Origin of the sequence: Solimonas sp. K1W22B-7 (assembly GCF_003428335.1) — a bacterium.
In the GTDB taxonomy this organism is placed as follows: domain Bacteria; phylum Pseudomonadota; class Gammaproteobacteria; order Nevskiales; family Nevskiaceae; genus Solimonas_A.
Genome location: NZ_CP031704.1, coordinates 385251 through 411336, shown reverse-complemented (window position 1 = coordinate 411336; position 26086 = coordinate 385251). Strand labels below are relative to the sequence as shown.

The window sequence follows — 26086 nt, the reverse complement described above, 5'->3', positions numbered from 1 at the left end:
CAGGCACTGTCTGCGGGGAGAAGGTAAATGCTCGGTCTGACCAGTATCGGCATCATCCACACGGCGATCAGCCTTGTCGCCGTGGGCGCGGGTTTCTACAGCCTGGCGCGCCACGGGGCGATCGCCTGGCGTCACACCGCCGGCAGAACCTACGTCCTGGCAACCGCACTGACCTGCCTGACCGCGCTCTTCATCTTCCAGCATGGCGGATTCAACAAGGCGCATGTCTTGGGCATCTTTACCCTGCTGGTGCTGGCGGTCGCGTGGGGGGCCGAGATGCGGCCGGGGCTACCCGCGGCGCGGTACATCGCCACGCTCGGCTATTCGTTCACGCTGTTGCTGCACATGATCCCGGCGTTCACGGAAACCGCCACCCGGCTGCCGCCCGGCGCGCCGCTGGTCTCCGGACCGGACGACCCGCGCCTGCTGCCGGCCTTCGGTGTGGCTTTTCTCGTCTTCCTGGCGGGGGCCGTGCTGCAGTTCCGGCACTTGCGGGCGGGTCGGAGCAGCAGGCACCGGGGGCCGCTCCCGGAAGCCCGCTAAGCCAGGGAGGCAAGCAGCATCCGAGCGGCCACCAGGTCCGCGCTGGCGAATCCCTCGCTGAATTTCTCGTACACCGTCAGCAGTTCCCGCCGGGCGTCCGTGCCGCGTCCCTGTGCCTGCAGCAGTCGCGCCAGACTGGTCGCCGTCCGCAGTTCCCAGGACAAGGCACCCTGGCGCCGCGCCAGTTCCAGGGACTCGTCGAACTCGCGGCGGGCCCTTGCCGGATCGCCGGTCAGGACGCTGATCTCTCCCCGCACCCGGAGCAGTTCGGGGTAGGCCCAGCACTCGTCGCCCCCGGAGGCCCGAAGCAGTTCCGCGTCGGCGACGGCCGCGGCCTCGTCGATGCAGCCGGCACCCGCCAAGGCTCCTGCATGCACGGACTCGAACATGGAGCGGTACAGGAAGAAGTCCAGGCGCGCGAGCTGTTCGATACCTGCGCGCAGCAAGCTCACGCCGTTGAGCCAGTCCTGCCGTGACACCTGCAACATGCCGGAAAAGCACTGGCCGAGTCCGCCCAGTACATCCAGCGAGTTCTGAGCCGACCGCTCGTTGAGCAAGGTCGTCCGTCGGAGCGCGGCTTCCAGGTCACCCACCAGCAGGGGCACCGCGCAGCCCCCCTGAACCAGCCCATGGCACAACGTCAATGTGTGGTTGAGTGCCTGTGCGCGTTCGATGGCGGCATTCGCTGCGGCGGTTGCCTGATCGGGATAGCCCTGCACCCAGAGCACCGAAGCCAGGAAGGAGTGCGCGGCCACGTACTGATCGTACTGGTAGCGGATCATGCGCGGCTGATGGAAGGCCAAGGGCCCGGCACGAAGCAGGTTCTCGATGTGCCGGCGCGCGCCGGCCTGGTCACCCAGGCAGTGCAGCGAGATTCCCTTGAGACGCTCACCGATCAGCGCATCCATCGGATCACCCTCGTGCGAAGCGATCTGGATCAGCCGCTCTGCATTCTTGAGGGCCTTGCGATGGAAGCCCCCGGTCATGTAGGAGAGCCACAAGCCCCAGGTTGCACGGATCTGATAGTCGACCTGTCCCAGGCGCATCGCAGTGTCCAGGACACGCGTCCAGGCCTCCTCCATGCGCCGGGATCCGCCAGTGTAGAGCAAGGCTCCGCCCAGCGCCGCGTACAGCTGCATCGCCGCCTCGCCGTCGCGCTGCTCCTCGGAAAGCCGGGACAATGCCTGTTCGACGCGGCGGTGGCATTCATCCATCAGGGATTGCTGGATCCACAGCGGCAGTGCGTGGATCGTCAGCGCGACGCCGATCGCACGATCTCCCTGTACCGAGTAGCACCAGTCCAGCGCGGCTCTCACGTCGTCCAGGGCATAGCCGTAGGCAGCGATCCAGGAATCGACGTCTTGCCGACCCCACTCCGCTTCGGCGCAGCGGATGAGGTCGCGGTAGTGTTCGGCGTGGGCGCGGGCGACGCACTGGGCCTCCCCGCTTTCCACCAGTTTCTCCTGCGCGTAGACACGTGTGGTCTCCAGCAGGCGGTAACGCGGGCGCTCGCCCCCCAGTTCGACGCCCACCAGCGACTTGGCGACCAGGCTGCTGAGCGAATCGACCGCCTCGGCAGCGGCAATATCGGCGCTCGCCGCCAGCGCCTCGACCGATGTCAGCGCAAAGCCGCCGACAAAGACACTGAGCCGCTGCAGGATGAGGCGCTCGGTTGGGGACAGCAGTTCATAGCTCCAGTCCAGCGTGGCCCGCAATGTACGGTGACGGGCCAGCGCAGTGCGGCGCCCCCCGGTGAGGAGGCCAAAGCGGTCGTGCAGCCGCGCCGCCACCTCCTCCACACCCAGCGTCGCGGCTCGCGCCGCGGCCAACTCGATCGCCAGCGGAATGCCGTCGATCTGACGGCAGACGTTGCCGATCGCCATGGCGTGCAGTTCCGGTGCGAACCGGGGCGCCACCGCGCGCACTCGCGCGGCGAACAGCCGCACCGCACCGGCCTGCAGCACCGCCTGCGCGGTCTCGCCCTCCGCCGCCGGCACGTCCAGTGGCGGCACCGGGCAAACATGCTCGCCCTCCGCGCCCAGGGGTTCACGACTGGTGGCCAGCACCAGGCTTTCCGGACTGACGCAGCGCACCGCCTCGGCGAGCGCCGCCGAGGCTTCGATCAGGTGCTCGCAATTGTCCAGCACCAGCAGCACCTCGCGCCCGGACAGGGCGCTGGCGACGCGCTCGGCGGTGATCGGGCCGCCTGGCAGCTTGAGGCGCAGCGCCGAGGCCGCGGTCGCGGGCACCAGTTCCGGGTCGGCCACCGGCGCCAGCTCCACTAGCCAGACGCCATCCACGGCATGCGGCAGCAGGCGCCGCGCGATCTCCAGGCCCAGGCGGGTCTTGCCGATGCCGCCGCTGCCCACCAGGGTCAGGAAGCGCTTTTCCAGCAGCACGGCGACCGCCTCATCGACCAGGCGATCGCGGCCGAACAGCTCGAACCCCGGTGGGGGCAGGTTGTGGCGCGGCATCCCCACCGGCTGCGCCGGCCGCTCCGGCTCACTCAGTTCACCGGCAAAGTGATAGCCGCGCCCGCCGACCGTGCGTACCAGGTCGCGGTCCTCGCCGAGCGCACGGCGCAGCGCCGATATCTGCGCCTGCAGGTTGTTCTCCTCGACGACGCGCCCCGGCCAGACGCGGGCGAGCAACTCGTCCTTGCTCAACACCGCGCCGCCTGCCTCGACCAGCGCCAGCAGCACCTCGTAGGCACGGCGGCCCAGCTCCACCGGCTTGCCATCGGCAAGCAGTTCGCGGCGTTGCAATTGCAGCGTGTAGCGCCCGAATTCTAGGGTTCCCATGGCCTTGGCATCCGTGCTCGCAGCTCCGTTGGCGTGAGCATTCAGGATACCGCAGCCACCGTTGGGGGCACCTCGTCCGCTTTGATGCTGCGCGCCGCGTCAGGCCCTGATGAAGGCCAGCAGATCCTGGTTCAGTTGGTCTTTGTGGGTGTCGGACAGGCCATGCGGGGCACCCTTGTAGACCTTCAGCGTCGCGTTCCTGAGGATCTTGGCCGAAGCGAGGCCGGCGGCGCCAATGGGCACGATCTGGTCGTCGTCTCCATGCAGCACCAGTGTCGGCACGTCGAACTTCTTGAGGTCCTCGGTGAAGTCCGTCTCGGAGAATGCCTTGATGCAGTCATAGGCATTCTTGTGACCGCACATCATGCCGGCCATCCAGAAGGAATCGATCACCCCTTGCGAGGGTTTGGCTCCGGGGCGGTTGTAGCCGTAGAACGGGCCGCTGGCGATGTCCCGGTACAGTTGCGAGCGATCGGCGAGCGAGCCGGCACGGAGGCCATCGAATACCGAGACCGGCAGCCCGCCCGGGTTGGCGGGGGTCTTGAGCATCAGCGGGGCCACCGCGGAGATCAGCCCTGCCTTGGCGACGCGCCGAGTGCCATGGCGCCCGATGTAGCGCGCCACCTCGCCCCCACCGGTAGAGAAGCCGAACAGTACGGCCTTCTTCAGGTCCAGCATATCCATCAGCGCCGCCAGGTCGTCGGCGTAGGTGTTCATCTCGTTGCCGTTCCAGGGCTGGCTGGAGCGACCGTGCCCGCGCCGGTCATGGGCGATGCAGCGATAGCCCTTGTCGGCCAGGAACATCATCTGCGCTTCCCAGCTGTCCGAATTCAACGGCCAGCCATGGCTGAACACTACCGGTTGACCGGAGCCCCAGTCCTTGTAGTAGAGCTGCGTACCGTCCTTCGTGGTGATGGTGCTCATGGCTTGAGATCCTCGTTGGGGAGCGTTGGTGGAGTTGCCGGCGGCCCAGGCGGCACCGGGGAGCGAGAGCCCCGCGGCGATGCCAGCCCCTGCCTTGAGAAGATCGCGCCGCGACAGGTCCCCGCCTTGCTTCGTGCCGCTGTCCATCGTCGCGTTCTCCTTTTTGGGCCTTGCCATTGCAGGCTACGGCCAGTCTTCCGCGGCGCAGCCCCGCGGCGCTTGGACGCGCATGCTCGGTTTTGGATGAGCGTGCAGTTCTTCACCGCTGGCCAGAAGAGAGCACGGCGTGACAATCAATCGACCGCGCCGCGTCGCAGCATGGCCACGGTTGGACCCCCAAGGTTCAACCCACCCATCCACACCTTCCGAGAGAACCCCATGCTCAAGAAGCGCAGCGAAAAAGGCCTGCTCACCCCCGACAACTGCGTCGTCGCCCTCATCGACCTGCAGGGCCAGATGCTGTTCGGCACCGCCAGTCACGACCGCCAGACGATCATCAACAACAACGTCGTGCTGGCCAAGGCCGCACAGGTATTCGGCGTGCCGGTGGTGCTGTCGACGGTGGAGAGCAAGAGTTTCAGCGGCAACACCTGGCCGCAGGTGCTCGCCGCGCTGCCGGGCGTGGCGCCGATCGAGCGCTCCTCGATGAACTCCTGGGACGACGACAACTTCGTTGCCGCGATCAAGAAGACCGGCAAGAAGAAGATCGTGCTGTCCGGCCTGTGGACCGAGACCTGCGTGGCACTGCCCACGATCCAGGCGATCCACGACGGTTATGAGGTCTACGTGGTCGAGGACTGCTGCGGCGACGTCAGCCTGCTGTCGCACGAGAACGCCATGAAGCGCGTGATCCAGGCCGGTGCCAAGCCGGTGACGGCGCTGTCCACCCTGCTGGAATGGCAGCGCGACTGGGCGCAGCGCGACACCTACGACGCGGTCATGGACATCGTCAAGAATCACTGCGGCGCCTACGGCATCGGCGTCGAATACGCCTACACCATGGTGCATGGCGCGCCGCCGACCCAGTTCCCGACCTACAAGATTCCGGGCGGACACTGAGCCCGGCCGGTGGCGGAGGCGGAGTCATGAAGATCTACCTGTTGTCCCTCGGCGCCGGCCTTCTGGTCGGCGCCATCTACGGGCTGCTCAACGTGCGTTCGCCGGCGCCCCCGGTGGTGGCCCTGATCGGCCTGCTCGGCATCCTGCTCGGCGAGCAGGCCGTACCGCTGGCCAAGCGCCTGCTGGCGCGCGAGACGGTGACCGTGGGATGGGTCCGCCAGCAGTGCGGCGAGCACGTGTTCGGCGAACTGCCCAAGGCGCCGCCCACCGATGATGTCCCCGGCGATCGTGCATGAAGCCTGAAGGCCGCCTGCCGCTGTGGCTGTGCCGCTTCGGCCTGTGCCTGGCGTTCCTGTACAGCGGCCTGGCCAAGCTATCCGACTTCCCGGCGGCGCTGGCCGAGCAGGCGCACTTCGGGCTCGAGCCGCCGGCCCTGTTTGCCGTCCTGACTATCGCGGTGCAGCTCGGCGGCTCGGCGCTGGTGCTGTTCACCGGCGGGCGATTGCGCGCGCTCGGAGCGTTTGCGCTGGCCGGCTTCACGGTACTGGCCACGCTGATCGGCCATGCCTTCTGGACCATGGACGGCATGGAGCGCTTCCACAACCTCAATGCTTTCCTCGAGCATGCCGGCCTGGTCGGCGGCTTCATCATGATCGCGGTACTGGCACTGCGTGAAGGCCACGGCGCAGCGGCCTGAGCGTCTCGCCGCCGGAATCCTGCTGGCGGCCTGTGCCGCGGCGGCGGCGGCGGAACGCCCGGACTTCGCGCCGCATCGCTACGACGAGGATTGGCAGGCGTTCTGCGGCCGCGCCGGCTTGCCGGCCACCGACCGGCTCAAGTGCCTGCCGCTGTCCGGCGGCGGCCAGCGCTACCTCAGCCTGGGCGGTGAGTGGCGCGAACGTTTCGAAGCGGTCGACGCACCCGATTTCGGTATCGGCACGCGCAGCGATCGCTACACGCTGCATCGGCTGCTGCTGCACGCCGACCTGCACCTGGGCGGCGGCCTGCGCCTGTTCACGCAACTCGGCGCGTACGCCCAGAGCGGCCGCGATGGTGGTCCCACGCCTTCGGACCAGAGCGATCCGGACTTGCAGCAGGGCTTCGCCGACCTGGCGTTCGCGCTCGGCAGTGGCCGCGCCACGCTGCGTGCCGGCCGCCAGGAACTGAGCCTGGGCAGTTCCCGCCTGGTATCGGTGCGCGAGTCGCCGAACCTGCGCCGCGCCTTCGATGGCGTCCGCGGATTCTGGAGCGGCGGCGGCTGGCGGCTCGACGCCTTCCAGTTGCGCCCGGTGCGCAACGAGCCGGGCGCATTCGACGACCGGCGACATCCGCAGGAGAGCCTGCGCGGCCTGCAGCTGGCCCTGACGCCCTCCCCCCCGGGCGGCGTGCTCGAGACCTACTACCTGGACTACGAACGCGGCAGCGCGAGCTTCGCGGCGGGCAGCGCAGCGGAGCGGCGCCGCTCGCTGGGCCTGCGCTGGTATGGCCGCTGGGAGCGGCTGGACTGGAACATCGAGGCGATCGGTCAGAACGGCCGCCACGGCAGCGACGCCATCCGCGCCTGGACCGTCGCCAGCGATAGCGGCTACCGCTTGCCATCATGGTCCTGGCGACCGCGTCTGGGCCTCAAGGCCAACATCGCCAGCGGCGACGGCGACCTTGGCGACGGCCGCCTGCAGACCTTCAACGCGCTGTATCCGAACCCCACCTACTTCAGCGAGGCCAGCCTGGTCGCGCCGGCGAATTTCATCGACCTGCAACCCACGCTGACCCTCTATCCCTCCGACCGGCTGACGCTGGCCCTGGGCTGGAACCTGCTGCGGAAGCAGCGCCAGGCCGATGCCGTCTATCTCACCCCGTCGCCGGCGACGCCGCTGGCCGGCAGTACCGGCGGCTCGTCGGAGATCGGCCAGCAATTCCGTTTCGAGCCGATGTGGAAGCCGACGCCACGGCTGGAACTGCGCGCTGCCTATGTGCACTTCGAGGCGGGTGCGGCGATACGCCAGGCCGGCGGCTCCGACGTCGACTTCGGCATGCTGTCGGCGGCATGGCGCTTCTGAGCGGCACGCGCCTACGCAACGACAGCAAGCTCGTCGTCGAAGATCGAATCCGCCTGAGCCTCCTGGTACACCGTTGCAGAGATGCCGGACGGCGATCCGATCCCCGGAGCCTGCACCGGCGGCACGGCAAGGCCGTCGGCGCAGCGCCGTGCATACTCCTTCGGTGTCAGGCCCGTACAACGCCGGAAGGTCCGGCAGAAGTGGCTCTGGTCGCAGAAGCCGGCGGCGAGCGCGATGTCCCCGATCGGCCGCTCGCCGGCTGCGAGCAGGCCCGCCGCCGTCTCCAGACGCAGGTACAGGAGGTATTCCATCGGGCTGCAGGCAGTGCTGCCGCGAAACTGTCTGGCGAAATGGAAACGGCTCATGCAGGCCGCCCGTGCCAGATCCTCGAGTCCGATGCGCTCTCCCAGATGGGCCAGCATATAGGCATGTACCCGCCGCAGGGCCCGGCGATTCAGGCCGTTGCTTGGCCGGCACACGCCATCGCCGATGACGTCATGACCCCGGGGTGCCGCTTCCCTGGGGTCGGCCGGGGCCGACAGCGCGTCCCCTTCCATAGACCTGTCGCTCATGCCACTCCTCCATGTCGTGAGCCCGATCCCAAGCTAGTTCCATGACGTGGCGGAGTCTTTGGCGCGATCTGAAAAATCCTGAAATTGGCGGCATGCGGCCGGCTTACTCGGCGTAGCGGGTATCGGTCGGCCCGAAGCCGAAGATGTATACGGTGGCCGCCGCGTCCCCGGTCCGCGCGAAGTGCGGGCGCTCTGCCGGCGGGGCTTGCGCACGCCAGTCCAATCAATCGGCGGCATCGGCGGCGACAGTAGCCGGCACCAGCCACCGGGTGCGGGATCGCTATGAGTCAGCAGACATCCAGCCAGCGTCGGTCCCTTCTGCAGGGCCTCGCCGCCGGCTGCGGACTGGCCCTGGCGCCCCGGGGCTTTTCCAGGCAAGCGGAGAACGGCATGGCCGACCTGATCGTACGCAACGCAAGAATCACCACGCTGGACCCGAAGCAGCCGGAAGCGGCCGCCATGGCCGTTCGCGACGGCCTGATCGCCGCCGTGGGGGACGAAGCCGCGATCATGAAGCTCAAGGGGGACTCGACGAAGCTCATCGACGCCGGCGGCCGGCGCCTCATCCCTGGCCTGAACGACAGCCACATCCACCTGATCCGCGGCGGCCTCAACTACAACATGGAGCTGCGCTGGGATGGGGTGCGCAGCCTGGCCGACGCCATGGCCATGCTCAAGGCGCAGGTCGCCCGCACGCCAGCGCCGCAGTGGGTGCGCGTGGTCGGCGGCTTCACCGAGCACCAGTTCCGGGAAAAGCGCCTGCCGACGCTGGACGAGATCAACCAGGCCGCCCCCGATACGCCGGTATTCATCCTGCGCCTCTACGACCGGGCCCTGCTCAACCGCGCGGCGCTGCGCGCCATCGGCTACGGCAAGGACACGCCGAACCCGCCGGGTGGCCTGATCGAGCGCGACAAGGCCGGCAATCCCACCGGACTGCTGCTGGCCAAGCCCAATGCCCTGATTCTGTACTCGGCGCTGGCGGCAGGGCCCAAGCTGCCGCCGGAGTACCAGGTCAACTCCACGCGCCACTTCATGCGCGAGCTGAACCGTCTGGGCGTCACCTCGGTGATCGATGCCGGCGGCGGCTTCCAGAACTATCCGGAGGACTACCAGATCATCCAGCAGCTGCACCGCGACGGTGAGCTGACCCTGCGCATCGCCTACAACCTGTTCACCCAGAACAAGGGTGGCGAACTGGCGGACTTCAAGCGCTGGACCGGCATGGTCAAGCCCGGCGACGGCGATGCCATGCTGCGCCACAACGGCGCCGGCGAGATGCTGGTGTTCTCCGCGGCGGATTTCGAGGACTTCCGCGAGCCGCGTCCCGACCTCTCGGGCAGCCTGGAGGGTGATCTCGAGCCGGTGGTGCGCCTGCTGGCCCAGCAGCGCTGGCCGTTCCGCATCCATGCCACCTACGACGAGAGCATCACGCGCATCCTCGACGTCTACGAGAAGGTCAACAAGGATGTCCCGTTCAAGGGCCTGCACTGGTTCCTCGATCATGCCGAAACGATCAGCGCGCGCAACATCGAGCGCGTGCGCGTCCTGGGCGGCGGCGTCGCCATCCAGCACCGCATGGCCTACCAGGGCGAGGACTTCGTCGAGCGCTATGGCGCCAAGGCCGCGCAGGCCACGCCGCCGGTGCGCCAGCTGCTGGCCGCGGGGGTGCCGGTCGGCGCCGGCACCGATGCCACGCGCGTGGCCAGCTACAACCCCTGGGTGGCGTTGTACTGGCTGGTCACCGGCCGCACCATCGGCGGCTTGCCGCTGTACGGCGAGAACAACCTGCTGGAGCGTGAGCAGGCGCTGCGGCTCTACACCGAGGGCAGTGCCTGGTTCTCCGCCGAGGAGGAGCGCAAGGGGCGCCTGGCCATTGGGCGCTACGCCGATTTCGCGCTGCTCTCCGGCGACTACCTCAAGGTGCCGGAAGAGCAGATCAAGGACCTGACGAGCCTGTTGACCGTGGTCGGCGGCCGCATCGTCCACGGCAGTGGTCCCTTCGGACCGCTGGCGCCGGCGCTGCCCAGGCCGATGCCCGACTGGTCACCCGTGGCGCACTACGGCGGCTACCAGGGCGCAACGCTGGCACAGGCGCAGCGGGTCGTGCAGGCCAGCCACCGCCATCACGGCACCACCCCCTGTGCCGTCCATGGCCACGCCCACGCGGCCCGGCATGCGGCGCCCACCAGCGACCTGCAAGCCTTCTGGGGCGCCGTCGGCTGCGCCTGCTTCGCGTTCTAGGGCCCATGGCAACGCAGACCCGCGAGCCCGCCGCAGGCGCCTGGGCGCCGCTGCGGGTGCCGACTTTCCGTGCGCTGTGGCTGGCCATCCTCGCCGGCAACGTCGGCACCTGGGTGCACGACACGGCGGCCGCCTGGCTGATGGCGGACCTCAGCGATGCGCCGCTGATGATCGCCGCGGTGCAGTCGGCCACGACGGTGCCGGTGGTGTTGCTGGCCCTGTTCGCCGGAGCCCTCGCCGACATTGTCGACCGCCGTCGCTACCTCATGCTGGCGCAGGCCTGGATGTTCGCGGTGGCCAGCCTGCTGGCCCTGCTGGCGCACCGGGGCCAACTGACCCCAGAACTCCTGTTGATGCTGACCTTCGCCCTGGGCTGCGGCGCCGCCATGAGCATGCCGGCGCAGAACGCAACAACCCCGGAGCTGGTGCCACGGGCCATGCTGGGCTCCGCCGTGGCGCTCGGCTCGCTCAGCATGAACATCGCACGCTCCATCGGTCCGGCACTGGGGGGACTCGTCGTCGCGCAGTTCGGGGCCGCCTGGGCCTTCGCGCTCAACGCCCTCACTTTCCTCGGCGTGCTGCTGGTGCTATGGCGCTGGCGCCGCGATCCCGCGGCCAGTGCCTTGCCGCCGGAACGCCTCGGCGGCGCACTGCGCAGCGGCCTGCGCTACGCCGCCCATGCGCCCGCGCTGCGCGCCGTGCTGGTGCGCAGCGCCGCCTTCCTGCTGTTCGGCAGCGCGCTGGCGGCGCTCTTGCCGGTGGTCGTGCGCAGCGGCCTGCAGGCCTCCGCCAACGTCTACGGGCTGCTGCTGGGTGGGATCGGTGCCGGCGCCGTGGCCGGGGCCTTGATGCTGCCGCGCCTGCGCCGGCGCTGGAGCCGCGACCGGCTGGTGACCTGGGCCACGCTGGGCTACGCCGGCTGCATGCTGCTGGCGTCACAGGTTCCGCCGATCCACTGGCTGCTGCCTGCGATGCTGCTCGCCGGCTTCTGCTGGATCTGCGTGCTCTCTTCCTTGCAGGTCGCCTCGCAGATGGCTGTTGCAGGCTGGGTGCGCGCCCGCGCCCTGTCGCTCTACATCGTCGTGTTCTCGCTGGGGATTGCCTCCGGCTCCCTGCTATGGGGAACGATCGCGCAGCTCGGTTCCACCGCACTGGCGCTGCAGCTGGCGGCGGTCGGTGCCTGCGCCGCCCTGGTTCTGGTGCGCTCCTGGTCGCTGGACGGCAGCGATGGCCTCGACCTCGCTCCTTCGGCGCACTGGCCGCAGCCCCTGGTGTCGCAGGAGCCGGAGCACGATCACGGTCCGGTCCTCATCACACTGGAGTACAGCGTGGCCGATGAGAATCGCGGACGATTCCTGCGGTTGCTGGCACAACTCGGCCAGGGCCGCCGCCGTGATGGAGCGCTGGACTGGGACGTGTTCGAAGATTCCGCTGAACCAGGGCGCTACCTGGAGAGCTTCGGCACCGCTTCCTGGCTGGAGCACCTGCGCCAGCACGAGCGCGTCAGCCAGGACGACCGCCGCCTGCAGGAGGCCATCCGCGAGCTGCAGCGCGAGCCCGGCTACCCGCGGATCCGCCATTTCATTGCCAGCCGGCCATAGACCAACAGGGAGAAGCGCATGTCCTGCCGCAAGCTGCAACTGACCACCGTGGTACTGCTCGCCGCTGTCGGCCACAGCCTGCCCGCCCTGGCGGAATCCTGCGGCACGGACACTGCGGGCCAGGTACGCGGCATTCCCCTGGAGGCGGATGGACAGGAGAAATACAACGCCGGCTGGTCAGCCTATTTCGACAATGACGTTCTGGTACCGATCAATCGCGACGAGGACTATACGGGCGGCTTCGCCTTCACCTACGCCGGGCGCCGCGCACAACAGTGGTGGGTCTCTCTGGACCGGCCGCTCGGCGGTCTCGATAGCCTGCTGGGAATCGAGCGGCAGGGCTGCGGCAGCCGCTTCACCCTGCACAGCCTGCAGGTCGGCGTAGTCGCCTTCACGCCGGGCGATATCGAAATCCCCACCGTCATCCCTGGAGACCGGCCCTACGCCAGCCTGGTCTACCTGGCCAACGGCCGCAACTACATCCGCAGCAAGGACGACCCCGCCTGGCACACCAGCTTCTCCATCGGCGTCATCGGCCTCAAGCTAGCCCGCGCCGGGCAGAACGCCATCCACAGTGCCCTGGGTATCGCAGAGGCCGAGGGCTGGGACCACCAGATTTCCAACGGCGGCGAACCGACCTTCCGCTATACCGTCGCGCGCCAGGCCCTGATCGCCTCCAACTTCCAGCGCGAACGCACCGAGTTCGAGTTGAAGCATTCGCTGGCGGGCAGCGTCGGATACCTGACCGAGGCCAGCGCCGCGCTTTCCCTGCGCTGGGGTCGCATCAACACCCCCTGGTGGAGCTTTCCGCCCGAGCGCGTCGAGTACATCGCGGAACCTGCTCCGGTGATCGGAGGCAGCGACATCCGGCCGGGTTCGCGCGAGCTCTATCTATGGGGTGGCATCAAGGCGCGGGCACGTGCCTACAACGCCTTCCTGCAAGGCCAGTTCCGGGATAGCGACCTGGAATACAGCCACAGCGACCTGCGCCCCTTGATCGGTGAGGCCTGGGCGGGTGTCACTGCGCAGATCAGCCGGGAATACCGGCTGTCCTACGTCATGCGCTACCAGAGCTCCGAACTGAAAGATGGCCCCGGTGATCGCGAGGTCATCTGGGGCAGCCTGTTCCTCAGCCGGGACCTGTAAGGGGCGAAGACGGTTCGTTTCAAAGTGGCCGCAGATATCTAGCGCTCGATCGACTCCGAGGATCGCCAGAACTGCAGGATCACATCGCTGAACCTCTCAGGGCATTCCTCAGGAATGTAGTGACCACACCCCGTCAAGACATTGCCGCGAACATTGGTGGCTACATCCTGAATCGTTCTGGCCAGAGATTCGCCGACCCCTCCCTCACCGCCAACCGCCAGGATCGGCATGGAAAGCTTGTTCGACGACAATGCCTTGGCCTGGGCGAGGCTCTGCTCGCCAAACGCCTCGCGATAGTACTCAAACCCGGCGCGCGCAGCTCCGGGACTGGAAGAGATGCGGACGTATTCATCCAGGGATTCCGCATCGATGGTCCATGGGCGCATGGACTTTTTCGTGAACATCCAGGTCAGGAACTCACGTTCGCGGCCGTGAACCAAGAGCTCCGGCAAGCCATCAAGACGGTTGAATGCGAAATGCCATGTCTTGATATTCTGAGCCTCGCTTGGAATCCCGCTGAACGCCGGAGACACACCGGGGATGGATGCTTCGCTCAATACCAGGCGACGAACGTCGCCCGGGAACTTGGCGGCATGGAAGTAGCTGATCCAAGTCCCTACGTCGTGACCCACGACATCCACGCGCCCCTCGATGCCCACCGCCTTGATGAAGGCATGCAAGTCATTCGCCATGGTATCAGCGTCGTAGCCGGAGGCCGCTTTCTCGCTATCTCCGAATCCTCGAGGATCGACGGCGTAGACCTTTCGGCCAGACTGCACAAGCTGCGGGATCATCGCCCTCCACGCGAACCAGCTCTCCGGCCAGCCGGGAACCAGGATGACCGGCTCGCCCTGGCCCGACACAACGTAGTGCAATCTCACCCCATTTGCTTCGACCGCAAGGTGCTGAAGGCTTGATGGCATTGGGGTGGCGGTACCGGTCGCAATATGTCGTGACGAGACTGCTGGATCTGCAGCGAATGCGGCACCGCCCATCGCCGCGACCAGGAAGAGCACAATGGGAACGTATGGCATTGATGTCCTTCTCTCGGAGTGAGGTCAACTTCTGGTGATGGACGCACCACCGTCAACCAGCATGGCCGATCCCGTGACAAAAGAAGCCTCGTCGCTCGCCAGATACAGAACCGACATGGCCAGTTCCTCGGGCGTCGCCACTCGCTTCAACGCATGCAAGCCAGTAATGAATTCCTGGGATTCGGGCGTATTGTTCAAACCGCGGTACATCGGTGTATCCACGGCACCAGGCAGCACTGAGTTGACGCGTAGACCCTTCGGCCCGAACTCGCAGGCCAGTGCCTGCGTAAGTCCGATCAAGCCGGATTTGCTCGCCGCATATGCCGCACTACCTGGGAATGCGAAAGTGTATCCGACAAAAGTCGACGTAAAGATGAGCGATCCACCTGCTTTCTTGAGCAATTCGGGAATTTGGTGCTTGGCGCCGAAGAAGGCACTGCTCAAATTTGTGTTGAGTACGTCCATCCAGCTCGCCTCGGATAGCTGGGTGCTGTCGCCGCCTTCACCTACAGTGCCCGCGTTGTTGAACGCGATGTTCAGCTTGCCGAAGCGGCCGATAGCCAAGTCCACCAACGCCTTTGCGTAGCTCTCTGATCTGACGTCACCCGCCAGGGCTAGCGCGATACCGCCGTCGGCACTGATTTCTCCGACGACATCGTCGAGATCGCTCTTGCGACGAGCTCCAATCACGACCTTTGCTCCCTCTTTCGCGAACAACCTGGCGGTTGCGCGGCCAATGCCCGAGCTGGCCCCCGTGATGATGGCCACCTTTCCCGTTAGTCGATTCACGTAGGTGCTCCTGCTGATGTCGCCTCAACGATCGAGCCGACCTTGGCTAGTTAAGATCATCGCCAAAGCCACTCGATTGGATGAGGCTGCGTGGATTGGGACAATGGTGCGATTCGATCACGTACCAAGACCCCTGCATGTCGAGTTTCTGAATCATCGCGTCCATCAAAAATTTCAGAATCCGCCTGAAGACGCGCGTAATCCCTAGGGGTCATTCCGACCAGACGCCGGAAATTTCGTGAGAAATGACTTTGATCGCAAAAGCCGAGCACTGCTGCGACTTCGCAAATCGAAAGATCGCCTTCTGCCAGCAGTTCCTTGGCGCGCGCAATACGGGCACTGAGGAGATAGCCCATGGGACTGCTGCCGGTGCTTTGGCGAAACAGCCGGGCGAAGTGAAAGCGACTCACGCATGCAGTGCTCGCAATCTCCTGAAGAGTCAGCTTTTCTCCCAACCGGTCGCCGATGTATGAAAAAACTTTCGAGAGTGCTCTCCGGCTGAGTCCCCGGCTCTGAGCAGTACTCCGGCGGTGCATGCCGGCATCGAGCATCGGGACTTCGACTGGGCGCGTCATGTTCAGACTTGGGTCCATCTGGCTTCCCCGTTGTTGTAGATGCGGGGATGACGCTATTCCCTGGTTCTGAAAGAGTCCTTGGAAAAACCTGAAATGTTCTGATTGGTTCGACGCGGGCGTCGGAGCGTAGCCAGTCCTCGTGCCAATGGCTTCGCGGAGAGCTTCAGCTAAGTAACTGATAATATTTGACTATTAACGGAGGCATGCCCCTCTTAAGTTGAGCAGATGGCTGTATCCGAGCACGGCCGTACCACCGATAGCATCGGAGTCCAAGCACCCGCCCAACCAGAAGACACAAAGTGTGGGCTCTTCTCCTCCTGAACGAGGCCGGCACAATGAAACCTCACGCTTTTCGCCTGGGTGCGGGACTCACCTGCAAGCACAAGTTTCTCTACCTGTTCATCGCTGCTTTTCTATTGGGCCTGTTCCAGGCTCCAGCGCATGCCGCAAGCAAATCGCCAGCCCCACAGAGCCTTGAGGCCTCAGTCAATGGTGTGCAGTTGCACTACTTGCGCGCAGGCAGTGGTCCGGCTGTTGTTCTTCTGCACGGTTACGCCCAGACGAGCCGCATGTGGCTCCCCCTCATCCCTGAACTCGCGAAGACCCACACGGTCATCGCGCCGGATCTGCGCGGCGCGGGAGGCTCTTCAAAACCTGAGTCCGGCTACACAAAGAAGAACATGGCGCAGGATATCCACGCGCTGACCGCGGCCCTGGGTTTTCATCAGGTGAAGATCGTGGGACACGACATCGGCCTGATGGTCGCCTACTCCTACGCCGCGCAGTATCCAGACGACGTCGACCGCATTGTGCTGATGGATGCTTTCCTGCCTGGCGTGGGCGACTGGAAGAACGTATGGCTGATGCGTGACCTCTGGCACTTTCATTTCTATGGTGAAGTGCCGCTCAAGCTGGTTAAAGGTCGCGAGCGAATCTACTTCGAGCACTTCTGGAACGATTTCGCGGCTGACCGAAATCACTCGGTGTCGGAGGCAGACCGGCAGTTCTACGCGAAGGCCTATGCGCAGCCTGGCGGCATGCGCGCCGGATTCGAGTACTTCAGGGCTTTCGAGCAGGACGCGAAGGACAACGCGGAACTGTCAAAGGTCAAGCTGAACATGCCGATGCTCGTGCTCACCGGAGAAAGGGCCTCCGGCACCTTCCTGATCGACCAGGGCAAGCTCGTCGATAGCAACGTGCAAGGCATCGTCATCAAAGGAAGTGGCCACTGGTTGATGGATGAAGCGCCGGCGCAGGTCATTCCTCTGCTTCTTGAGTTCCTCAACAAGTAGTGGAGATGACCATGCAATCCATCACGAAAGCATTTGCGGTTGTAGTTCTTGTCTTGATGTGCGGGGTCATCGCCGCGGAAGGCGGCCCGATCCGGGACCGATTTACTCCAGACGAAATCGACAGCAAGGTCCAGGCAGTGCCAGGAGTGGGTAGTTCCGGCGTGGCAGGCATACGAACCGTAGTTCTACACGGGAACCCGTCGCAACCTGGGCTTTACACGATTCAACTGAGAGTGCCCGCTGGCACAACCATACAGGCCCATCATCATCCGGATGGCCGGACTGTCACGGTCGTCTCAGGAGTCTGGAGATTCGGCTATGGCCAGCGTTTCGATAGCTCGGCGCTGAAGGTTCTGACTGCGGGCAGCTTCTATACCGAGCCGCGGGATGATCCCCACTTCGCGCAAACCGGCAGCGAGCCCGCCGTTGTGAATATCACCGGCATCGGCCCGACGGGAACGCACTACGAAGATCCGAAAAACGACCCCTCAATCAAGAAGTAAGGTCCGGGCAAGAACATGCCGATGCCCATTAGCGTTCCGCCTGAAGATGGGCATCGATGAACCACAGCTGCTTGTCGATCTCACGCGATATTTCAGTGAAGAGATCGGCAGTATTGGCATCGCCAAGATTACTCGAACGATCAATCGCATTGCGTGCCGCCTTGCCAAACAGAGCCAATCTGTCGGCGACCGCAGCGACATAGTGGAGCCCATCGATGATCTCCAGCGGAAAATCCGCCAGTGCGGAGCGTGCGGCTACCAGCCGGGCGGTACCGTCGGCGCGCCCACCTAAGGCGGTAATCCGCTCCGCCAGCATGTCGCCATGCTCCTCGACGACCTCGGCGAGTTTGTCGAAGAGTTCATGGAGTGCAATGAAGTGGGGACCCTTGACGTTCCAGTGAGCATGTTTGACCTGGGTAAATAGATCAACAGCATCAGCGAGTCGATCCTGCAGCAAGGGAATAATCTTTTCGCGGATGGATATTGAAAGATCGATTCTCGTGTCGTACATGGTGATCTCCGCAAGACCAATGGGGCGCGTGAGCAACATAGGGTGGCCGTTGTTGCGGGAGTGGGGTAGTACGTTCGTGCGCTTCTATACAGGGCGAGTATCCTGTTTTGAGCGCCCCCAATCCTGCCCCCTGTCACCGAGCAAGTCCCCAAGCGCTACCAATGGCCGGGTTATCCACAGCACTCCCAGAAGTAGCTTAATCTCATAGGTGCCAAGTTACCCCTGAGTGAAGGTTGAATCCGTGCAGGACAATTCGCAACAAGAGGCGCCTGAATTTGGGGGACCCAGCGACCAAAGCCACGAAGCCAAAGAAGGCGGCGGACCTGGCGTCCTCCGCGCTGCGACTTGGAGTTGGGGGGTCCTTCTCTTGTTGGTGCTGCTCAACTCTCTGAGTATCGCCAATCGCTGCCTGATGCATGCGTTTTCAATTGACATTATCGCGGACCTGCGCCTGAGCCTCGTGCAGTTCAGTTTGCTTACAGGATTCGCCTTCACCTTCTTCTTCGCCCTGTCCGGCCTCGCAATGGGGACCTTGGCCGATCGCCTGAATCGACCACGTCTTATTGCGGCGGGTGCATTGGTCAGCAGTGTAATCATGGCGGCTACAGGAGCGGTTACCAATTTTTCACAGATGCTCGCTGCTCGCACGCTGAGCGGGATTGGGGAATCCGCCCTTTCGCCTGCAGCACTCGGACTGTTGGGGGATCTTTTCTCGAGGAACCGACGCGCATTGGCGATCGCCCTGTTCAATCTCGGTCTGCCCATCGGAGTCAGCGCCGCCTATATAGCTGCGGGAACCTACGGCGCAACCATGGGGTGGAGAAGCTGTTTTTCCGCCATTGGAGTTTTCGGCGTCCTGCTTGCACTACCCATACTGTTGTTTTCCGACCAACGCTCCAAGAGGCATGCCTTGAGCACGGACTCAAAGAAATCGACTGCGAATCTTCTGCGAGAGACCTGGCGTGTACTGGTCGGATCGCCAGCGCTAAGCCTTGCGATTCTTGGCGGTGTCCTGGCGCTTTTTGCCGGCGGAACCCTAGTCCTCGGACAGCTTTGGCTGGTTCAGGAGCGCGGCTTCGACAAATCCCATGCTCAGAATATCGTGGGTGCGATGTTCCTGGCGGGCGGCATTGCCGGTTCGTTAATCGGTGGGATGGGCGGCGATTACATGCAGGCGAAGCGTAGGGGTGGACATCTCTACTTCCTCGCAATCGTATTCGCCATCTGTGCTCCGTTTGGATTTATCTATCGATTCATGGACCCTTCAGGCGTGATGTTCTATGTGTGCATGTTCATTGAATGCATGTTGCTCACGGTCGGATATGCTCCGCTGTTCGCGTTCATCCAGAGCGTAACACCCTCTCACGTGCGATCAACAATGATCGCCTTCGCTCTTCTCTGCACATCACTACTGGGGAATTCACTGGGGAATCTTTTCGTAGGTTACCTGGCAGAGGCTTTCATCTCCGCGAATGTGAGGGAGCCCATTACGAGTGCGACCTTGATAGGGACGATCCCGTTCGTACTCACAATTCCCTGCTTCTATCTTGCGGCTCGAGCAGCGCAGCATGGACAAACTGCTCCAAGTGCATTCTCTGGTGCAGATCGATCGATCTGATTTCAATTCAGGTTCTGCTGTCAGTCCCGAACCTATAGCGAAGCTGGCAGCCAAACATCCTCGGCTCACCGTAGGTTGCTCCGGTGACTCCAAACGCATCGTACGTCTGCAGGATCTTGTTGATATACGTCTTGTCGGTGGCGTTGGTCACGAACAGAGAGAGATCGACCTTCGATCTGAATACCTCGTTCCATTCGGCACGCAGGTTGACCAAGCCGAATCCGGGGATGGTTTGCGGGGGAGGAGTATCTCCCTTCATCGATGACTGGTACGAGTAATTTGCGAAAAGCTCAACGTTACCGACGTCTGGCTTCAGGGGCAGGCGAATGCTCCCGCCAATGCTGACCTTGTTTTTCGCTGCGTATGGAAAGGGGGTCCCGGACAAGTCTCCGAGCACAGGAGATTCAAAGCGGTTGTATTTGGCCAGGACATAAGAGCCAGACAGAAAAATCTGCGAGCCAGGAGCAAACGCCAAAGCCCCCTCAAGCTCCAATCCCTTTATCGTTGCGGATGCCGCATTTTCGACGATCGGTGCTACGAGATCATTGATCTGAGCGGCTACTGTTCGTTGAATGTCCTTGTAGTCCGCGATGAACCCATCCACATTGATTCTTGTCTTGTAGCTGAAGAAATCCCATTCTGACTTAACTCCGATCTCGACATCTGTTACATGCTCAGGCTGGAACTTACTGAACGTCGCATGCAACGGTGTCTGGACATTGAATCCCCCGCTCTTGTATCCGCGACGGCTGACGATGTACGCAATAGCCTGAGCGCCGAAGGCGTAGTCCAACCCGACATGCCATGTGGGGGCGTGGAATGTCGCAGCAGGAGACACCACGCAGTCCGGCACCATGCCCGACGTGACAACGCATGCATTGCCAAACGTTGGTATGTAGATATTGCTGTTCTGCGAAGCCTTGTCCCATGTATACCGAAACCCGGCTGTCAGGTTGAAGCCATCAAGCCACAGCTCCCTCTGAGAGAACCTGTAGGTGCCTTGACCATACACGGCATAGCTTCGGTTTGTGCTACTTCCCTCGACAACTACAGCAATGGGGGTATAGGCGCCACCGGAACTCGGAACAGGCAGTGCAACATTGAATCCTGGCGTCCCAAGAGGCCTGTTGTACTGCATGTAGCCCCCAACAACCCACTTCAGGCTTTTCTCGAATGATGTGCCAGCCAGTTGCAACTCCTCGTTGAACTGCGCCCCGGCTCCTGCCCATTTGCGCGGAGCCGTTACGTCCTGGATCGGAAAGCTGGTGTTATCAAAGTCAAAAATGCCGGTGGTATCTTTCTCGACCTGGTAGGCTGCAATATTCTTCAGCGTGAGTGAGTCCGTCACCTCCCATCGTGCGATATCGAAAAAGCCGTAGTCCAACTGCCGATCGACTGGTAATGACGAATAGGCGGTGTAGCGCGGGCCTCGTGCCCGCTGCTCCGCGAGAAAGGTGTATATGTCGGGAAACGCGTTCGATGCCAGGCTGCCAGGCTTCACGTCATACAGGCTGTGGCCCTTCCCATGTTGATTGACGCGCGAGAGGGTTGCGATCAGGGAGTTCTCGAACGCGGGAATGGGACGATAGAGAATCGACATGCGGTAACTTTGGCTGTTCCGGTCGTCATAGTCCCGCCCTGCAAAGTAAGGCCCGACATCCTTGGTATATCCATCCCGATAACCCAGATTGGTTGAGACTCTGACTGCGAGTTTGTCGCCCGCGATGGGGATGCTGATGGCAGCCTCAAATCCACGCGCGTTGAAGTTCCCAAGCGTCAGTTGGCCGTATCCCCCCAATCTGTCCGATGGCATCTGCGGAGAAAACAGGACCGCTCCGCCTGTTGTGTTGCGCCCGAATAAGGTCCCTTGTGGCCCTCTCAACACCTCGACACTTTTGGCATCAAAGAATTCCCCGGCGCCGAAGCCACCGTGATCGAATGACCCGGCTGCGTTTTGTCCATTGATGAGCGGCACCTCGGAAAAATAGGTGGCAACCCCTGGACCCGCCCCCATTGATGACCCTTGGCCGCGGATTACAAAAGCGGAGCCCTGACCGGCGTTGTTGTTTATCACAAGCGAAGGCACGAACATCGCCAGATCTTCTGCGTTTGAAATGTTCCTCTCCCGAAGATCGCTTGAGCTAAAGGGGCTGATCGCAATCGGAACATCCTGTGCGCTTTCTTCGTAGCGCCGCGCGGTCACGATGACCGGCGGGAGTGTGATGGCCTCTGTACTCTCTACCTGCGATTCCCGGGCCTTTTGCAGCTCGCTTGAATCGCGTCCGTCTTCAGACTCCGCGTCGCCAGACCCGCTCCCCGGCACGTCAGCCGTCCCTGGAGACCCAGTGGGAGTGGACCGAGCCGATGGCTCTTGATCTTCAGCTTGGGCTTCCGAGGCGGCCGTTCCCTCCACCACGTGTGGCTGACCCGCAGAAGCAGTGCAAACATGCACGAAGTTGAGGGAAATGGTGAACGCCACAAATAGCCCCCTTGCAGACCATCCGGGCAAAAATGCGCGAACAGTGACTGGCGGGGATCCATGCGCCGCCAGCGCGAATCTGTCCATGCCCCCTCCTTTCACTTTTCTTTTTTCTGGAGCCTTTCTTTGTCCGCGAGACCCGCGCCGTCCTAGCCGCAACTCGAGCAACACGGCAGAAACAGTATCACGGGTATATCTTCGTCAGTAGATTGAGCATGACCTCCCAAGAATCGGCCGCATAGCTATTCGCTCCTTCCGAAGGGGGCATAGAACGTCCGTGCTCGCTACGGGCCGGAGCAATACTGCCTGATTGTTGCTGGGCAACCACTCGGGCCAACCCGAGCCATCCACCGTTGAGGGAACAGGGGTTCCAGGCGGAAGACATGCCGCTAGGCCTCAACAACCGCGGGGGCTTGTAGAATATCCAGGAGTGCCTTTGCCGCTACGAGGTCCGTTGTGGAAAAGCCTTCTGTGAATCGATGATAAATCCCTTGCAGGCAGGTCGCTCCCCCTTTTGAATCTCCCTGCAGCTGCCGTAGACGCGCCAGGCTTACTGCGGTCCTGAGCTCCCACGACAAGGCTTCTTGCTGAGCCGCCAGATCCAGCGACAGCCTGAAGCAATTCTCGGCCTCAGCGAGCGCCAGTTGGCCGCCGCGAGCAAGTAAGATTTCGCCCCTGATCCGTAGCTGTTCTGGCTTGCACCATCGCGCCCCGGTCCGTTCGGCCTCCGCGAGGGCGCTGTCGATCACCTCCAGTGCTTCGGCATCTTTACCGCACTTCCACAGCCCCGCTGCAAGTTCGATCGTAAGATGCTCGCACCCCATTGGCTGTTTGGCAGCAACGAGTTCCTCAATTCCCGTTCGAAGACGCTGGAGTGCAGGGTACGCACCGCGTCTCACTTCCAGTGCAGCGGCGAAACATCGAGCCCATGCAACTTGCAGAGGCAGCGCGTATTTTGTTGCCAGGTTAAGTAGCGACATGGCGGTCTCTTCCGCCATTCGCAAATCCCCACTCAACATGGCCACCGGGTAGGCGGCATATTGGTATCGATAGCAGAGCTTCAGAACGTCGGCAGTGCTGTCAGAGGCCTCGTCGAGACGACCACTTGCCGTTTGAATCGCTTGATCGGCGAAACCCTGAAGCCAGAGCACCCGCGCATGAGTGTTTAAGTAAGAATCCCGATCGGAGCGGAAAAATGGTATGCGCTGCATCCGGACGGTTTTTTGTCGGGGGCAACGATCGAGGTAGAGCTTCGCCCGACGCTGCTCACCCATGAGGCTCAGGATCATCGCCATCAGGACGTCCCCGGCTGATGCCCAGACAGGATCTACCTGAGATGATGCCAAACAACAGTATCGCTCTGTGTATTTCAGAGCTGCTGAACAATCCAAATCGCCGAGCCGGTTGCCGACCAGACTGATCAAAGCAAACATCTGGTATCGGCAGTCCCCCAGGCCTTCCGCAATCTGAAGAAGATGGCGATACCTGGCCTCCAATTCAACGACTGAAAGGAAGGTGCCCATTTGCACCTGTGCTTCTGCTATGCCGAGCTGCATGGCGACCCGAGAATCGCTTTGCGCACATGACTGAGCAGCGCGCAGCGCCTGATCTATACGTGTCCTCCACTCGTCTACGAGAGTGAACTGTCGCCACAGCGGCCCCATGGCAATGACAATTTCGATGCCTATGCCCGCTTCTCCCTCCGGAGCGAACGCCCAATCCAACGCCAGACGAACATCGTCAACCAATCGAGCGTACCTGGTGATCCACTCTGCGAGCGGCTCCACTTCCCATTCTTCCGCCGAGCGCCTCGCAACGGCCATATGATAGGTCGCATGGCGCCGCGCGACCTGTTGTGCGTCGTTGCGCTCACCGAGCTTCTCCAATGCATAAGCGCGGGTTGTCTCCAGCAGCCGATATGGAGCATTCTCATCGCCGGCCTGAATTGAAATCAGCGATTTCTGGGAAAGGCTTGCGATGCTATCCAAGGCGTCTGTGGAATCGGCGTCCGAGCTGGCGAGGACAGCGCTTGCTGCCTCAAGCGTAAAAGAACCGGCGAAGACTGCAAGACTGGAGAGCGATTGGCGATCAGATTCTGTCAAGAGCTCGTAGCTCCAATCGAGAGCGGCTCGCAAGGTTTGATGCCGAGGAAGTGCAGTCCTGTGTCCGCCAGCCAGTAGCCGGAAGCGGTTATCCAGACGCCGGGTGAGCTCGTCGATCCCGATGGTTGCTGCGCGCGCCGCTGCGAATTCAATTGCGAGCGGAAGGCCATCCAGCCGCCTACATAGAACCCCTATTGTTTTTGCGTGCCTTTGATCCGGAGTAAAGGCTGCCTGCGCTGAGTGCAGGCGAGACACAAACAATTTTGCGGATCCGGTTGAAAGTACTTCTTCCAGATTTTCGATACCGTCAGTTGGCACGTCCAACGGCTGCACCTGATAGATCTGCTCTCCATCGAGCCGAAGTGGTTCTCGACTGGTGCACAAAACACGCAACTGTGGCGCGGCGCGCATCAGCTGTTCGACCATGGCTGCGGCACTGCTGACCATGTGCTCGCAGTTGTCGAGAACAAATAGATAGTTCTTGTGGCCGATCGAGGCAACAACTCGATCCACGCTCAACGCGCTCGGCGGCAAGCCGAGGGCCATCGCGACTGACGACGGCAAGAGGTTTGGGTCGGCCAGCGGTGCCAGATCGGCAAATCGAACGCCGTCCGAAAACATTGGGGCCATCGCCCTTGCGGCATGAAGCGCAAGCTGAGTCTTCCCAATACCGCCTGCCCCAGTGAGGGTAACAAGCCGATGGTTCCGGAAAATTTCCTCAATATCCGACAAGGCCCCCTCGCGCGAGATGAGCGTTGAGACGGCAGCCGGAAGATTCGCTGTTTGCGCCCCAGCGGCACCCTGCATCCTGGATTCACTCACATCGCCGACGAATTGATATCCGTAGCCAGCGACAGTCCGGATAAGGTCCCTATCGGCCCCCAGCACCTTTCTAAGGCTGGAGATTCCTGCTTGGAGACTGTTCTCTTCGACTATTCGTCCCAGCCATACTTTGCTCAGCAACTCATTCTTGCTGACCGTTTCTCCGCGCGCTTCTACTAGCGACAGTAGTAGATCGAAGTTTCGGCTGCCTAAATCAACCGGACAACCATCCGCGAGAAATTCTCTCCTGTGACGAAGAATCTTGAATCGGCCAAACTCCAGGCATGATGGCTTGACAGGCATGAACTCAAATCCAGGTCGTTTTTTCGCGAGCCTTAACTCAACTCCATTCAAGAACAAGAACGCTTTAGTGGGAGATCGCTTGGAGTTGGATTCTTGGTCGCGATTATTGGGGGATCGGCACTATTGTGTCGGACACATCGATGACTTGGATGAAAATTATTTGCAATGTAAATAACTGCTTAAGTGATGGACGAACGCGTTTCCCTGAGTGGTTGGCGCGACATCCCCCCCGATTGGGGGGTAGCACTGGCACTCGGAGCCCAATCCACCACAACGGGAGATTGGACGTAAAGAAGGGGTACTGCGGAGAGCAGACCGTTGGCTTTCTGAGCGAAGCGGATGCCGGGGGGGCTCAGGGATTTGGGCCGAGGGAACGGCTTCTCCAGGGCCAGCTTTTACCTTTGGCGCAGCCAGTACGGCGGCGTGGAGATATCGGAATGGTCTCCGCCCAGGCTGCCCCTATGGGAGACAGTGGGCAGCAAAGACCTATGCGGTTGCCACCGAACTCCAAGCCCCGCCGAGACTCACGCCGGGCGGACATCGAAGTTTCCAGAGTGCCCGCAGCGAATTCGAAGCCTCGCTATTCATTTAGTGAATTTTTCCACTGAACGGCCGCACGATCGATGCCGCGAGGGGGTTGGAGGAATTCGAGAGTGACGCCATCCGGGCCACGCACATAGGCGAGACTCAAGCCATCGCGAACTCCCCCGCGAACTGTCTGGATCTCGCCGAGAGGGGGCCATCCCGCCGCTTCACAGCGCGTGAGCAACTCGGCCAAATCATCAACCAGGAAAGCGAGGTGTACCGAACCAACATCGCATGATCGCGGATGAATCTCCTTTCGATCTGATGGGGCCTGGTACTCCAATAGTTCTACCAAATGACCATCAGGAGCCTCTACCATTGCCAGCGTTAGTTCCGCGCCCTCTACGCCAACAAGGTTATCGAGGAATGCGCTGGCGGGGTAGTGAGCTTTGGTGGCCAGGCGGAACCCAAGCACCTCAATCCAGAAGCGCAGGGATTCGTCCAATGACGACACAGTGAAGCCCGTATGATCCGCTTGCCTTATTCCTGAAGAATGGATCGAGTGGTTCATGCTTTTTGCCTG

Annotated in this window: 21 protein-coding genes; 11 read left to right on the top strand and 10 right to left on the bottom strand. The window is 62.7% G+C overall.

The features are described 5' to 3' along the window. Positions 1 to 27: 27 nt before the first annotated feature. Entirely contained in the window at positions 28 to 543 is a 516-nt protein-coding gene (locus D0B54_RS01990; RefSeq protein ID WP_117288703.1) for a hypothetical protein, read from the top strand. Here the strand turns inward: D0B54_RS01990 and D0B54_RS01985 are convergent. Continuing rightward, a complete protein-coding gene (locus tag D0B54_RS01985; protein ID WP_117288701.1) occupies positions 540 to 3344 on the bottom strand; it encodes an ATP-binding protein in 2805 nt (934 codons plus the stop codon). The genes D0B54_RS01990 and D0B54_RS01985 overlap by 4 nt on opposite strands. 99 nt (positions 3345 to 3443) lie before the next feature. After that, positions 3444 to 4268: an alpha/beta fold hydrolase gene (locus D0B54_RS01980; protein ID WP_240433528.1), complete on the bottom strand. Its 825-nt coding sequence runs from the start codon at positions 4266 to 4268 to the stop codon at positions 3444 to 3446. A gap of 378 nt (positions 4269 to 4646) precedes the next feature. On the opposite strand from D0B54_RS01980, the gene D0B54_RS01975 reads away from it, so the two are divergent. The 4 genes from D0B54_RS01975 to D0B54_RS01960 are packed head-to-tail and all read left to right on the top strand — an operon-like array spanning position 4647 to position 7387. Next, positions 4647 to 5327, top strand: a complete 681-nt coding sequence (locus D0B54_RS01975) for a hydrolase (RefSeq protein ID WP_117288697.1) — start codon at positions 4647 to 4649, stop codon at positions 5325 to 5327. A 26-nt stretch (positions 5328 to 5353) separates the two neighbouring features. Beyond that, a complete protein-coding gene (locus D0B54_RS01970; RefSeq protein WP_117288695.1) occupies positions 5354 to 5623 on the top strand; it encodes a XapX domain-containing protein in 270 nt (89 codons plus the stop codon). Beyond that, positions 5620 to 6024 carry a DoxX family protein gene (locus D0B54_RS01965; RefSeq protein WP_117288693.1) on the top strand — a complete coding sequence of 135 codons (405 nt, stop codon included), beginning with the start codon at positions 5620 to 5622 and terminating at the stop codon, positions 6022 to 6024. The genes D0B54_RS01970 and D0B54_RS01965 overlap by 4 nt, the downstream gene beginning before the upstream one ends. After that, positions 5999 to 7387, top strand: coding sequence for an alginate export family protein (locus D0B54_RS01960; RefSeq protein WP_117288691.1), 1389 nt, complete (start codon positions 5999 to 6001; stop codon positions 7385 to 7387). Before D0B54_RS01965 ends, D0B54_RS01960 begins: the two co-directional genes overlap by 26 nt. An 11-nt stretch (positions 7388 to 7398) precedes the next feature. Here the strand turns inward: D0B54_RS01960 and D0B54_RS01955 are convergent, their stop codons facing one another. After that, a complete protein-coding gene (locus tag D0B54_RS01955) occupies positions 7399 to 7959 on the bottom strand; it encodes a helix-turn-helix domain-containing protein (protein ID WP_117288689.1) in 561 nt (186 codons plus the stop codon). A 282-nt stretch (positions 7960 to 8241) separates the two neighbouring features. Between D0B54_RS01955 and D0B54_RS01950 the strand changes: the two genes are divergently transcribed. From D0B54_RS01950 to D0B54_RS01940, 3 genes are read left to right on the top strand one after another with little or no spacing between them, the layout of a single operon-like run. Further along, a complete protein-coding gene (locus D0B54_RS01950) occupies positions 8242 to 10203 on the top strand; it encodes an amidohydrolase (protein WP_441347428.1) in 1962 nt (653 codons plus the stop codon). Between the two features lie 5 nt (positions 10204 to 10208). After that, positions 10209 to 11804 (top strand): MFS transporter, encoded by a 1596-nt coding sequence (locus tag D0B54_RS01945; protein WP_117288685.1) that lies wholly within the window; start codon positions 10209 to 10211, stop codon positions 11802 to 11804. 18 nt (positions 11805 to 11822) lie between these two features. Next, on the top strand, positions 11823 to 12950 hold the full coding sequence (locus tag D0B54_RS01940; protein ID WP_117288683.1) for a lipid A deacylase LpxR family protein: 1128 nt from the start codon (positions 11823 to 11825) through the stop codon (positions 12948 to 12950). A gap of 38 nt (positions 12951 to 12988) precedes the next feature. On the opposite strand, the gene D0B54_RS01935 is transcribed toward D0B54_RS01940, so the two are convergent. The 3 genes from D0B54_RS01935 to D0B54_RS01925 are packed head-to-tail and all read right to left on the bottom strand — an operon-like array spanning position 12989 to position 15366. After that, positions 12989 to 13984, bottom strand: a complete 996-nt coding sequence (locus D0B54_RS01935) for an alpha/beta fold hydrolase (protein ID WP_205527242.1) — start codon at positions 13982 to 13984, stop codon at positions 12989 to 12991. Between the two features lie 24 nt (positions 13985 to 14008). Next, positions 14009 to 14773 carry an SDR family oxidoreductase gene (locus tag D0B54_RS01930; protein ID WP_117288678.1) on the bottom strand — a complete coding sequence of 255 codons (765 nt, stop codon included), beginning with the start codon at positions 14771 to 14773 and terminating at the stop codon, positions 14009 to 14011. Between the two features lie 56 nt (positions 14774 to 14829). Further along, positions 14830 to 15366 (bottom strand): helix-turn-helix domain-containing protein, encoded by a 537-nt coding sequence (locus D0B54_RS01925; RefSeq protein ID WP_117288676.1) that lies wholly within the window; start codon positions 15364 to 15366, stop codon positions 14830 to 14832. A 317-nt stretch (positions 15367 to 15683) separates the two neighbouring features. On the opposite strand from D0B54_RS01925, the gene D0B54_RS01920 reads away from it, so the two are divergent. Continuing rightward, complete coding sequence (locus D0B54_RS01920; RefSeq protein WP_117294979.1) at positions 15684 to 16640, top strand: alpha/beta fold hydrolase; 957 nt, start codon at positions 15684 to 15686, stop codon at positions 16638 to 16640. A gap of 11 nt (positions 16641 to 16651) precedes the next feature. Then, entirely contained in the window at positions 16652 to 17143 is a 492-nt protein-coding gene (locus D0B54_RS01915; protein ID WP_117288675.1) for a cupin domain-containing protein, read from the top strand. Between the two features lie 28 nt (positions 17144 to 17171). Here the strand turns inward: D0B54_RS01915 and dps are convergent, their stop codons facing one another. Beyond that, complete coding sequence (gene dps, locus D0B54_RS01910; RefSeq protein WP_117294977.1) at positions 17172 to 17654, bottom strand: DNA starvation/stationary phase protection protein Dps; 483 nt, start codon at positions 17652 to 17654, stop codon at positions 17172 to 17174. 373 nt (positions 17655 to 18027) lie between these two features. Between dps and D0B54_RS01905 the strand changes: the two genes are divergently transcribed. Beyond that, on the top strand, positions 18028 to 19272 hold the full coding sequence (locus tag D0B54_RS01905; protein WP_240433609.1) for an MFS transporter: 1245 nt from the start codon (positions 18028 to 18030) through the stop codon (positions 19270 to 19272). 7 nt (positions 19273 to 19279) lie between these two features. Here the strand turns inward: D0B54_RS01905 and D0B54_RS01900 are convergent, their stop codons facing one another. From D0B54_RS01900 to D0B54_RS01890, 3 genes are all read right to left on the bottom strand, one after another. After that, positions 19280 to 21838: a TonB-dependent receptor gene (locus D0B54_RS01900; RefSeq protein ID WP_117288671.1), complete on the bottom strand. Its 2559-nt coding sequence runs from the start codon at positions 21836 to 21838 to the stop codon at positions 19280 to 19282. Between the two features lie 302 nt (positions 21839 to 22140). Beyond that, the gene (locus D0B54_RS01895; RefSeq protein ID WP_117288669.1) at positions 22141 to 24978 is read right to left on the bottom strand and encodes a winged helix-turn-helix domain-containing protein; all 2838 of its coding nucleotides are present in this window, start codon (positions 24976 to 24978) and stop codon (positions 22141 to 22143) included. 580 nt (positions 24979 to 25558) lie between these two features. Continuing rightward, a complete protein-coding gene (locus D0B54_RS01890) occupies positions 25559 to 26074 on the bottom strand; it encodes a VOC family protein (RefSeq protein WP_117288667.1) in 516 nt (171 codons plus the stop codon). Between the last annotated feature and the right edge of the window lie 12 nt (positions 26075 to 26086).

Coding starts and splice junctions, on each gene's coding strand:
- D0B54_RS01990 (WP_117288703.1), top strand. CDS start 28: ATGCTCGGTCTGACCAGTATCGGCATCATCCACACGGCGATCAGCCTT.
- D0B54_RS01985 (WP_117288701.1), bottom strand. CDS start 3,344: ATGGGAACCCTAGAATTCGGGCGCTACACGCTGCAATTGCAACGCCGC.
- D0B54_RS01980 (WP_240433528.1), bottom strand. CDS start 4,268: ATGAGCACCATCACCACGAAGGACGGTACGCAGCTCTACTACAAGGAC.
- D0B54_RS01975 (WP_117288697.1), top strand. CDS start 4,647: ATGCTCAAGAAGCGCAGCGAAAAAGGCCTGCTCACCCCCGACAACTGC.
- D0B54_RS01970 (WP_117288695.1), top strand. CDS start 5,354: ATGAAGATCTACCTGTTGTCCCTCGGCGCCGGCCTTCTGGTCGGCGCC.
- D0B54_RS01965 (WP_117288693.1), top strand. CDS start 5,620: ATGAAGCCTGAAGGCCGCCTGCCGCTGTGGCTGTGCCGCTTCGGCCTG.
- D0B54_RS01955 (WP_117288689.1), bottom strand. CDS start 7,959: ATGAGCGACAGGTCTATGGAAGGGGACGCGCTGTCGGCCCCGGCCGAC.
- D0B54_RS01950 (WP_441347428.1), top strand. CDS start 8,242: ATGAGTCAGCAGACATCCAGCCAGCGTCGGTCCCTTCTGCAGGGCCTC.
- D0B54_RS01945 (WP_117288685.1), top strand. CDS start 10,209: ATGGCAACGCAGACCCGCGAGCCCGCCGCAGGCGCCTGGGCGCCGCTG.
- D0B54_RS01940 (WP_117288683.1), top strand. CDS start 11,823: ATGTCCTGCCGCAAGCTGCAACTGACCACCGTGGTACTGCTCGCCGCT.
- D0B54_RS01935 (WP_205527242.1), bottom strand. CDS start 13,984: ATGCCATACGTTCCCATTGTGCTCTTCCTGGTCGCGGCGATGGGCGGT.
- D0B54_RS01925 (WP_117288676.1), bottom strand. CDS start 15,366: ATGGACCCAAGTCTGAACATGACGCGCCCAGTCGAAGTCCCGATGCTC.
- D0B54_RS01920 (WP_117294979.1), top strand. CDS start 15,684: ATGAAACCTCACGCTTTTCGCCTGGGTGCGGGACTCACCTGCAAGCAC.
- D0B54_RS01915 (WP_117288675.1), top strand. CDS start 16,652: ATGCAATCCATCACGAAAGCATTTGCGGTTGTAGTTCTTGTCTTGATG.
- dps (WP_117294977.1), bottom strand. CDS start 17,654: ATGTACGACACGAGAATCGATCTTTCAATATCCATCCGCGAAAAGATT.
- D0B54_RS01900 (WP_117288671.1), bottom strand. CDS start 21,838: ATGGACAGATTCGCGCTGGCGGCGCATGGATCCCCGCCAGTCACTGTT.
- D0B54_RS01895 (WP_117288669.1), bottom strand. CDS start 24,978: ATGCCTGTCAAGCCATCATGCCTGGAGTTTGGCCGATTCAAGATTCTT.
- D0B54_RS01890 (WP_117288667.1), bottom strand. CDS start 26,074: ATGAACCACTCGATCCATTCTTCAGGAATAAGGCAAGCGGATCATACG.